At 67.3% G+C, this 8,392-nt stretch carries 5 protein-coding genes and 1 pseudogene; 1 reads left to right on the top strand and 5 read right to left on the bottom strand.

All coding sequences use genetic code 11. The features are described 5' to 3' along the window. The 4 genes and pseudogenes from HYG95_RS24320 to HYG95_RS24305 form a co-directional block, all read right to left on the bottom strand. A pseudogene (locus HYG95_RS24320) lies at nt 1-430 on the bottom strand (hypothetical protein); the annotation flags it as partial. A gap of 279 nt (nt 431-709) precedes the next feature. After that, nucleotides 710-3,688: a hypothetical protein gene (locus HYG95_RS24315; RefSeq protein WP_181701402.1), complete on the bottom strand. Its 2,979-nt coding sequence runs from the start codon at nt 3,686-3,688 to the stop codon at nt 710-712. A 187-nt stretch (nt 3,689-3,875) separates the two neighbouring features. Beyond that, nucleotides 3,876-4,469, bottom strand: a complete 594-nt coding sequence (locus tag HYG95_RS24310; protein ID WP_181701399.1) for a GNAT family N-acetyltransferase — start codon at nt 4,467-4,469, stop codon at nt 3,876-3,878. Further along, complete coding sequence (locus HYG95_RS24305; protein ID WP_225281939.1) at nt 4,466-5,275, bottom strand: GntR family transcriptional regulator; 810 nt, start codon at nt 5,273-5,275, stop codon at nt 4,466-4,468. The genes HYG95_RS24310 and HYG95_RS24305 overlap by 4 nt, the downstream gene beginning before the upstream one ends. Nucleotides 5,276-5,556: 281 nt before the next feature. Between HYG95_RS24305 and HYG95_RS24300 the strand changes: the two genes are divergently transcribed. Then, the gene (locus HYG95_RS24300; protein ID WP_084457280.1) at nt 5,557-5,949 is read left to right on the top strand and encodes a DUF4254 domain-containing protein; all 393 of its coding nucleotides are present in this window, start codon (nt 5,557-5,559) and stop codon (nt 5,947-5,949) included. A 4-nt stretch (nt 5,950-5,953) separates the two neighbouring features. Here the strand turns inward: HYG95_RS24300 and HYG95_RS24295 are convergent, their stop codons facing one another. Further along, nucleotides 5,954-7,657: an AAA family ATPase gene (locus HYG95_RS24295; RefSeq protein ID WP_370465909.1), complete on the bottom strand. Its 1,704-nt coding sequence runs from the start codon at nt 7,655-7,657 to the stop codon at nt 5,954-5,956. Between the last annotated feature and the right edge of the window lie 735 nt (nt 7,658-8,392).

The raw sequence follows: 8,392 nt of genomic DNA, 5'->3' as shown, positions 1-8,392 counted from the left end.
CGATGGCGTGGGCTAGTGGTGCGCCGGGTCCGGCGGCGGCGGCCCAGGCGAGTTCTGTGAGGAGCCAGGCGCCGGCGATGTAGAAGTTGAGTTTGGCGGCTTGGAGTTGGTCGCCGCCGGAGTCGGCGGCGGCAGCGAGTTTGGTCCAGTGTTGGGCGAGGTGGGCGAGGGATCCGTTTTTGTCGGGTCCTTGGCCGTCGATGAGGGGTTGGATCCATTCGAGGATGGATTCCCCGCCGCGGCCTTGGGGGTAGGCGGCGTTGACGGTGCCGACAACGGCTTCGAGTTCGGGAACGAGGGCCTTGGCGTCATCGGCGGCGGCTTGGAGGTCTTTGCCCATTCGCCACATGAGGTCTTCGTTGCCGTGTGGCCAGTCGGCTCCGACGAGCCATTCCACGGGTTCGAGCCAGGACGGGAATCCGAGTGCCACAGCGGGTTACCGGTACTCGATGCGGGCAACACACCGATCGACCGGTCTGTCCCACCCGGGATACAGGTCGGCAACAGCCTTTGACATCCGAGCCCCCCACGGCTGATGTAGCGAATGTTCACGTTGCCGACGCCAACACGTCGTCACCGCCCCCACAATTGCCTTTCGGCTTGCTGCGCCGCAGCTCAAAAATCCTCTGCCACAACCGATTCAGCCTCAGTAGAGGGTTTTACAACGCCATGTCTTTCGGCCGAAACATACGATAATGGGAGGTGAACACTACGGAACGAGATCCTGTGCGGCCCAGTGTTCGGGGCTCGGGTCGAGTTCACCGGCCCATTCCCATGCACCGAATTCAGGTAGCGCACACCAGTACTGGGTGACATCCACCGAATCGATTCTTTCGCTGACGACTCCACGCCCATGTGGCTCCACGACGACGGCCCGAGCCAAGCCGTCGAGCCTGACCTCGAAAGTCGCGAGCAGCGTGTACTCCGGTGTTTCCCGTGGTGACGGACCGGCATAGATCAGCCGTTGCTGGGCTTGATGCAGAAAGCGATCCTCGACCCACCGGAAAGTGTGGATCGCACGGAAGCGCTTGGCATCGTCGAAGAAGTGAACGGCGAAGGCGTTGTCGTTGCGGCAGACGGTGATGAGAACCCGCGGATCGTCTTGCGGTCCGAGGATCACACAGTATTGCAGGCCCTCGGCATCACGTCGGCGCGCCTGACCGGCGGAGATCACGGCTCGCGGTGTCGCTCGGACCGGGTCCCAGGCGAGGCTGTAGTGCACCTGTGGTCGGTCGGCGGCGCGCGGCCAGGTGAGCGGATTCAGATCGCGTAGCGGTTCCCAGTCGCCGAACTGGGGGGCGGTCAGCCAAAGCCGTTCCATCCTGGTGATTTCCGCTACCGATTCTTCCCGCGTCGACCGGCCGGCTTCCACGGTGACCCGCGTTGCGGTGCCGCCCGGTTCGAAGCTGTATTGCTCGGCGCGCACACCGCCGAGCCCGTCGCCGTCGTATCGATACAGGGTCAGCTGCGCCAAGAACAGCTTGGTCGGACTCTTACGCTCGAACTCGAACGACAGTCGTGGTCGCCCCTGCTCGTCGACCTTCGTGACTCGCAGTTCTTCGGCTGCCCGATACATATCGATGATGGTGTCGGGGGAGTGGGCTTCGCCGAACACCACGCTGTAAGGCGCACCGGCACGATCGCGTTCGCGGGCCTCGGCTTCGCTGAGGTGGCCGCGCGGGCCTGGCTGCTCGGACTCCCGATCCCAGCTGCGGTAGTAGCCGACCAAGGCACGCGCGAGGATGCGTCGTCCGAGTTGTGCCGTGATCGCCGCGAGCGGTTCGACGTCATCGGATTGCCGCGCGGCGCCGGCGCCCTTCAATCGAGTGGCGAGCTCGCCGAGTGCTTTGCCCACATAGGGGGCGAGGTTGTCCGGCACAAGGATCGGATCGGGATCGGTGTCCGCCCCGCGCAACAACCTGGCGATATCGGCTGCTTCGGCGGTGAGCTCGACTGGACCGGCAGTCGCATTGCCGGACTGCCGGCGAAGGTGTCGAGCGGGGTCGCGAACGGGGGGTGTCGGGGTGCGCGCGGGCCGGTCTTGCGCGAGCAGATAAAGGTTGATGGTCGCGTCGCGCCATACCGGGTCGCTGGGAACTCGCCAGCCGTCGCGGCCGTCGGCAACGATGTCGAGCCAGTGGATCGCCGCGTCCCGCAATCGCCCGAGCTTGGTCCGGGAATTCGACGTCGTCGCGGCGATGGCCGACCGCCTTGTACTCGATAGATCCCGCAGGCGGGCAGCCATTTCCGTGTACTCGCCACTCGATTCGGCCAGGTCACCGCTAGGACCGAAGGCCGCGCCGGGGCCGATGCGGGTGGCGAGTTCGTCGAGCAGATCGGCGGCGATCACGACCTCCGCGTGGGAAAGCTCCACAGCGCGCCACTGCTGGTGGACTACCTCGGCCGGCTGATTCTTCGGTTCGGCAATCGAATCCTCGGGTGTGCCCATGATCGCCGAATGCAGCTGCCGCGCCACCTGGGCAAAGTGATCGTCTCGAGCGGTCTTGTCGTCGAGTAGGCGGCTCAGATCGAGCGCTGCCGCGCGGATCCGCTCGTACTCGCCGAAAGTCTCGCCCTTCGAGGAATCCACGGTGGGGATCAGGAGCTCGGCGGGCATGAGATGGTCGACCGGGTCGATGACGTCGGGTGCGGTGCCATCCGACTGCAACCGGTCGCTCGCGGTTATCCACATCCGTGTCGGACCCGGGTAGAAGAACGGACGGCCGTAACGGGTTTGCGCCAACAGCTCGGCCGCGAGGTCGTCGGCGAGGATGCCGAGATCGGAACGGACGCCGAGCAGCCCGTACGAGATACCCGGTAGCAACCGCGAGGCCAATTCGCGCAGCAGTAATCCGGTGACGATGGCGGTCTCGGCACCGATGGTGACCAATGGTGGCTCGGGCGACGAGACGGCTTCCGCTGCCAGCAGTTCGCGCAGCGCGTTGGCCTCGTCGAAAATCGGGCGCCCGTCGACCGACCGAAGGAAAAGGCCGGGGTCGTCCGGTCCTACGACGGCCGGTGCAGGCCCACCGTGGGTTGCCCGTGCCAAAGCCGCCATCGCGGCTTGACCCGCGCCGGATCCGAGTACGTCCGACAACGGCGGCGGATTCGCAGGTTGCCCGGCATGGGCGATTCCCACTACATCGAGGACACGGATGACAGCATTACGCAGGTCGGGTCGATACACGGACATGGCATGGGTGAGCCATTCGGCACGCTCGACCGGATCGAACTCGCGCGCAAGCGGGCGGCGGACCGGAGTCGACTCGGTCAGGGTGTCGGCGAGCTTTCGGGTCCGCTCGCCCAGGGCGAGACCGTTGGTGCCGACACCGAACGCCGCACCCGGCCGCAGGCGGGCGGCGAGCTCGCGCAACAGGTCGGCGACCAGCACCACCTGCAGGCCGGTCATTGTCACCTCGCCTGCTGAGCCATCGGCGAAACGAGACAGGAGATCGCTGTCGAGTCCGAGCGGGGAGCCCCCGTGCGCCGTGCTCAACAGATAGAGCTCCGGGTCGGGTACGCCGTCGACGCGAGGTTTGGCGAACATCACCTTGCCGCGGAATTTCTGGGCAAGAGCGGTTACCGCCCCGTCGAGCAGATCCTGATTCGAATCAGGTGCGGACGCGGCATCGACGAGTGCGGTCGCCGCCCGCAGAATTCCTGGCGTGGCCAACTCGTCGTCGGTCATGACCAATGCCTCATCCCCCGCTCGAACCTCGGATCACGCCTGCACATCGACCCCCGATTGTCGTGAATGCTACCCCCGCGGCCGTGCTGGTGAATATCTCAGCCGTACCGATCTCCGCAGGTAGACCCTGTGTGAATATTTGCCGAATACGTTGTCGTCCAAGAGATATCGCACCATCGAAGACCATCTAATCGAGGGTCGTGGTGGTCGACAGTCGCCGCTGCGCATCGGCGACGACGGGCCGGGTTCCCGATCGGATCGCCCAGGCGCTGGTTCGGCGTTGGAACAGGGCACATGACGGTCCACTTGTCGTCTGCGCGATGCGTGCGAGGCGGAAACCTGCACGCCGGTAGTAGTCGTGCAGGCCCAGGTTGGTTGTCCATGCGTCCAGGCGGACCCAGTCCCGGCGGTCCAGTTCGGCGAGTTCGGCCGCGTGCGCGAGCATGTGGTGGCCGACGCGGCGTCCGGCGAAGTTCAGGTCCACGATCATGAAATGCACGATCATCGACTCGGCCAGCTCCCAGGGCGACCACAGGCCGGGATCGGAACGCTGATTCACCGTGATCGTGCCCGCGGGTCGGTCTTCGACCTCGGCGATCCAGGTCTGGCCGGCGTCCAAGGCGCGCCCGACGGCGTCGGCGAAGATCTCGATCGGGCGGCCACGGCCCGCGACGGTCCATTGGTCCGAACCGCGCGCGGTGAGCCAGGCAGTGCGTTGCACGCGCAGGCGGCAGATCAGCGACAGGTCGCCCAGGGTGGCCCGGCGCATCCGTACCGTCATGGCAACGGCACGGCAGGCCCGGGTGCGATGCCGAGGGTTCGGGCGATGACGTCGGTGCCCGCCGCGTCGCCGAATTGGTAGGCCAGCCGGTTGCGTCCGGCCAGGGAACGGTGGCGGGTGGCGCGGGTGACCCGCTCGTGATTGGCGCCGATGCGAAGATGGTCGAGCAGGATGGTGCCGGTGGCGACGCCGAGCACGGCGGCCTCCTCCGCCGTGGCCGCGCGGGCGAGCACGGTGTCGCGATGCGCGGTCTCGCCGTGGCCACGGTCGGCGAGCCGGCGCGTAGTCCCCTCGGGGATGTCGTGCGGGGAGTCGATACCCGCCGACTCGGCCAGATCGCGCGGGTAGAAGCTCACCTCCCACGACCACGGCTCGTTGTCCAGATACTGCACCACGGTGCGGGCGAGCACCCACGAGTCGACCGGCACGCCGAGCCAGAGCGCCACCTGTTCGTCGGCCGGCTCCATCCTGGTGCTGAATTCCTTGGCGGGTTCCCGGTTCGCCGCGCGCGCGATCTCCTCGAAGATGTCGTGCGCCGAGCGCGGACGATCACGCCGGATGTGGTCGGTGACCACGGATTCGAGCACTTCCTGGTTTCGAACGATGGTTCCGCGGGAAGTCGCTGTATAGACCAGGTTTTCGGCGACGAGCACCTGGATGGCGTTGCGCGCGGTGGTGATCGAGACCTGCATCTGCTCGGCCAGCTCGGAATGACTGGGCAGCCGGTCGCCCGGTTTCCAGGTACCCGCGCGGATCTCCTCGCGGAGGAGGTTCGCGATCCGCAGATAGGTCGGACCGTCCGCCATCATGCTCCTCGGTAGGTCGTGCAGGTAACGAAGTGTACTCGTCTGGGTTACCTACGGCCGAGTAATGCTTGACAGTGAGCTTGCGAGGTTTATTGTAATGAACGTCCTGATCCGGTGCTGTGCGGCGACGACGGCGAGGCAACGTGGCTGGTGCGGAGAGTTCTACGGTTGTAATGGCTTTCCCCGACACATTGCGATGTGTCGATTCCGCAGGTTCTCAGGCTGATACCGGTTTACTGCCCTTTTCCGACCTACTGGTCCGGGCATGTCGCGGGCACCGGGTGGTCGGTGGGCCGCTGCTGTGGTTCGCACGCGACCTCGCGGTGCTGCACGAGAAGCGGGTCGTCGGCCGCGGCGGCCGCGTCGAGACCGACGCCGTGGTGTTGCGTGAGATCGATTGCCGACGAAGCGAATTGGTCCTCGCCATCGACGACTGGGTGTTGCGCGGCGTGCCGCAACATCGACTGGGCGCCACGCTGCACACCGAAACCATCGGCGCGGTCATCGACCGGTTGGCGGAGTCCTCGGTGCGGGCTCACCACGCGCTGATGACGCTGGACGCCAACGACGAGCTGCTGCACAGCGCCTGGCACCACCTGGCCGAATTGGCCGACGCCTACGACGATCTGGTGCGCGATGTGCTCGCCGGGCGGCGTCGGCTGCCCGAATGGTGACCGCTCAGCGGTAGCGGTTGTGTTCGGCGCCGAACTCGTCGGCGACCGTCGCGGCCAGCTCCACATACGCGCGCTTGGTGGACTTGTGCAGGCGGTGCAGGTCGATCTCGGCGCCCTCGGACAGGTGCTCGTCGAACGGGATGATGTGCACGGCACGGCAGCGCGACAGGAAGTACTCCCGCAACTGCTGTACACCGACATTCGGTGAACCCTCACGTGGCAGGTTGATCACGACCACCGCATTGCGCACGAGGTGGTCGTGCCCGTGCAGCGACAGCCAGTCGAGCGTCGCGGCGGCGCTGCGGGCACCGTCGATGGCCGCCGACGAGATCAGCACCAGCGAATGCGCCAGGTCGAGCACGCCGTTCATCGCCGAGTGCATCAGGCCGGTGCCGCAGTCGGTGAGGATGATGTTGTAGAACCGCTGCAGAATGCGGGCGACGGCCCGGTACTCCTCGTCGTTGAACGACTCCGAGGCGGCCGGATCGCGTTCGCTGGCAAGCACTTCCAGCCTGCTCGAACTCTGCGAGGTGTGCCTGCGCACATCCGAGTACCGTTCGATCGCCGGATCGAGCAGCAGGTCGCGCACGGTCGAGCGGGTCTGGATGGCCACGCGCTGGGACAGGGTGCCGAAGTCCGGGTTGGCGTCGACCGCGATCACCCGGTCACCACGGATCGACGCGAAGATCGACCCGAGACCGGTGGTGGTCGTCGTCTTGCCGACACCACCCTTGAGCGAGAGCACCGCGATCCGGTAATCACCACGCACCGGCTGCCGGATACGGGCGACCAGTTCCTGCAGGCGCCGCTCCTCGGCCGACATTCCCGGGTTGATCGCGCCGCCGGAAACATGGTGCACGGCCTTACGCCATCCGCTGCCCGGTGCCTTCTTGACTCGCTTGACCGGCACATTGTCCAGTGACGGAGGTTGGTAGCCGGGGTTACCCCAGCCCGGCTGACCGTAGGCGGGCTGCTGGTACTGCGGTGCCACATGCGGCGGGGCAACGTTGTTCGGGGCTTGGTACGGCTGCGCCGGTCCGCCGTGCGGGGCGCCGTCCGGCGCGTGGAAGGGCTGAACCGGGGCACCGTTGGGTGCTTGGGACCAGGTGCCGTCCGGCGCCTGGAACTGCTGGGGCGCGGCCGCCTGGTACGGCTGGGCCGGTGCGCCATCGGGTGCGTGGAGCGGCCCCGGGTACGGCTGCGCCTGGGAGCCGTCGGGCGCCTGGTACGGCTGAACCGGTGCGGCAGTGCCCTGTGAATACTGCTGGGTCTGAGCAGCATTCGGGCCCGCCTGCGCGGCGTTTCCGTGGGGATAGGTGCCGTCCGGCTGCACTCGCATGCCGTCAGGGCGGTACTGGGGGAGCCCATCGCTCTGGTACGGATGAGCGGGGCCCGCATCGGGTGCCTGCGGGTAGGCGCCGCCGATGGGCTGCTGCGTCGGATAGGCAGTCGCACCACCGCTCTGCGCGGTCGGATCGGGGACGGCCTGCTGCGCGGGTTCGGGCTGCGATGGCGCCGCGTCCGGGGTCAGCTGATGACGTGGAGGCGTTCCCTCGGGGCGGGGATGCGGCGCAGGCTGTGCGAATTCGCCTGAGCGGTAAGCAGTTTCAGACGGGCCGCCCTGCGCGACGCCGGCGCTGGGCAACCCACCCTGCAGCCGAGGGTCGTCGGCCCGGAACATCTCGGTCTGCGCATCAGGTGCGTGCACGGAAGCGCCGTGCGACAGATCTCCGGGAATCGAATCGTATTGCGACGCAGAGAAAGCCGCTCCCTGCGGAACCTCGCCGGACGCATAGGGCGAAACAGGCGCCGCTGAAGCCGCGACGTCATCAGCGCTGTACGGCGACCCCTGCGCGACCCCACCTTGTTCGGCCTGGGCTTGGTCGGCGCCGCCCTCGTTCCGTGTCGACGAAGGGTTGGCCCAATATCCGGCGTCGGCCGACTCGGCTGCGACGGAAGCCGCCGATGCGCCAGTGGTCGATCCGGATGCCGGTGCACTCGATGTGTTGTGAGAGGACGCGTCCGGCCCGGAAACGCTGGGCTGCGGCGCTTCCGGTTGTGCGTTCTGGATCGCCGGATCCGGCTGGCCGCTGGTGGGCGGCGCAGGTTCGCCTATCGGGCGCGAAGGCGTCGAGAGCGCCTCGAGCGGAGTGGCCGATGACAACGGGTCGACACCCGACGAAACCGCTTCGCCGGCCGACGCCTGCGGCTGCGCGGGGGAGGGCGACGAGACCGGCACGGCGGGCGGTGCGAGCGAGTCCGCGGGTGAAGGCGACGACGTCGGAACAGCGGGCGGTGCCGGCGGGTCCGTAGGTGAAGGCGACGACATCGGAACGGCTGGCGGCGCCAACGGGTCCGAGGGGGACGGCGGGGCGGGCGCGAGCGAGGGCGGGGGGGGCCGGGGGGGGGGCCGCCGCGCTCGCTCCAGCGGCTCGCGTTTACG

It is taken from the genome of Nocardia sp. GTS18 (assembly GCF_013839555.1).
Taxonomy (GTDB): Bacteria; Actinomycetota; Actinomycetes; order Mycobacteriales; family Mycobacteriaceae; genus Nocardia; species Nocardia rosealba.
This window is presented reverse-complemented; position numbering and strand designations above follow the sequence as displayed.